General features: G+C 59.3%; 4 protein-coding genes. 3 read left to right on the top strand and 1 reads right to left on the bottom strand.

Going from position 1 to position 1,341, the window contains the following annotated elements:
- Window positions 1-420: bifunctional hydroxymethylpyrimidine kinase/phosphomethylpyrimidine kinase (locus ACSFA3_RS23605; RefSeq protein WP_435507847.1), on the bottom strand; the 420-nt coding region annotated here is incomplete at its 3' end.
- Between the two features lie 111 nt (window positions 421-531).
- On the opposite strand from ACSFA3_RS23605, the gene ACSFA3_RS23600 reads away from it, so the two are divergent.
- The 3 genes from ACSFA3_RS23600 to ACSFA3_RS23590 all read left to right on the top strand — a co-directional run.
- Window positions 532-702, top strand: a complete 171-nt coding sequence (locus ACSFA3_RS23600; RefSeq protein ID WP_007838397.1) for a rubredoxin — start codon at window positions 532-534, stop codon at window positions 700-702.
- A gap of 84 nt (window positions 703-786) precedes the next feature.
- Window positions 787-1,185, top strand: a complete 399-nt coding sequence (locus ACSFA3_RS23595) for a response regulator (RefSeq protein ID WP_435507846.1) — start codon at window positions 787-789, stop codon at window positions 1,183-1,185.
- The coding region (locus ACSFA3_RS23590; protein ID WP_435507848.1) for a response regulator at window positions 1,185-1,341 on the top strand (157 nt) is incomplete at its 3' end. The genes ACSFA3_RS23595 and ACSFA3_RS23590, both read left to right, overlap by 1 nt.

Genomic DNA, 1,341 nt, shown 5'->3' with positions numbered 1-1,341 from the left:
CAGGTTGGGCATGTAGGCCACCACGGGCACTTCGGGATAGTCGGCGGCGGTCTCGGCGATGGTGCTCAGGGCCTCGGGGGTGCCGGCAAAGCCCACCTTGATCAACTGGACTTCCACGTCCTCCAGGATGGCGCGCGCCTGCTCGGCGATGGCTTCCTCGTCGAAGGGAAAGTGGTCGAAAATCTCGGCCGTGTCCCTGGCGTAGGCGCCTGTGACGACGGGCAGGACGTGTGCGCCCACCGACGCCATGGCCAGGGCATCGGCGCCCAGCCCGCCCGCACCGCTGGGGTCGCTGGCGTTGAAGACCAGCACGCAGGGGGGATTCAGGTCGCGTTCGGCCAGCTCGCCTTCATCCTGCGAGGGGTCGTTAAGATCGCCCGGTTTGCGGGTTTTGTCTGCTGGAAGTAAGTAGATGGTCATACGCCGGGCGGAATCCCCTGGATGGTGGCATAGGCGCGACGTTTACCGTCTGCCAGTGAGATACGCATAGATACACTCGTTGCATTTAATGAACAAGGACTTTAAGCTCCGATGAATACGAAAACTTGGATGTGCCTGATTTGTGGGTGGATCTATGACGAAGCGGTTGGTGTACCGGAAGATGGCATCGCGGCAGGCACGGCCTGGGCCGATGTCCCGATGAACTGGACCTGTCCTGAGTGCGGTGCGCGCAAGGAAGACTTCGAAATGGTTGAAATCTGAAAGCATGGCATAGATAGAGCTACGCGGTCTGCGTCGATGTTCGGCGCGGCGGGCTTCCAAGTCTCTTGAGCAGGAGCGTTTGCAATGGGCCCGAATGGATCAGGTTACAAGGTGCTAGTCATCGACGACAGCAATACCATCCGGCGCAGTGCCGAGATTTTTCTGAAGCAGGGTGGGCACGAGGTTCTTCTCGCGGAAGACGGCTTCGACGCGCTCTCCAAGGTTAACGACCACAAGCCGCATCTGATTTTCTGCGACATCCTGATGCCGCGGCTCGACGGCTACCAGACCTGCGCCATCATCAAGCGCGACGCCCATTTTTCCAACGTTCCGGTCGTCATGCTGTCTTCGAAAGACGGTGTATTCGACAAGGCCCGCGGCCGTATGGTCGGATCGCAAGACTACCTGACCAAGCCTTTCACCAAAGACCAGCTGCTGCAGGCCGTGCAGCAGTTTGGCATCGTTCAACAGGAAGTGCAGTAATGCCTATTCGCAAAATCCTCGTCGTCGACGACTCCAAGACGGAACTGGTGTTCCTGACCGACCTCCTCCAGAAGAACGGCTTTGCCGTCAAGACGGCCGAAAATGCCGACGACGCCATGCGCCGCCTGGAAGAAGACCATCCCGACCTGATCCTCA

The organism is Variovorax glucosi (assembly GCF_051216695.1).
Lineage (GTDB): Bacteria > Pseudomonadota > Gammaproteobacteria > Burkholderiales > Burkholderiaceae_C > Variovorax.
This window is presented reverse-complemented; position numbering and strand designations above follow the sequence as displayed.

Coding starts and splice junctions, on each gene's coding strand:
- ACSFA3_RS23600 (WP_007838397.1), top strand. CDS start 532: ATGAATACGAAAACTTGGATGTGCCTGATTTGTGGGTGGATCTATGAC.
- ACSFA3_RS23595 (WP_435507846.1), top strand. CDS start 787: ATGGGCCCGAATGGATCAGGTTACAAGGTGCTAGTCATCGACGACAGC.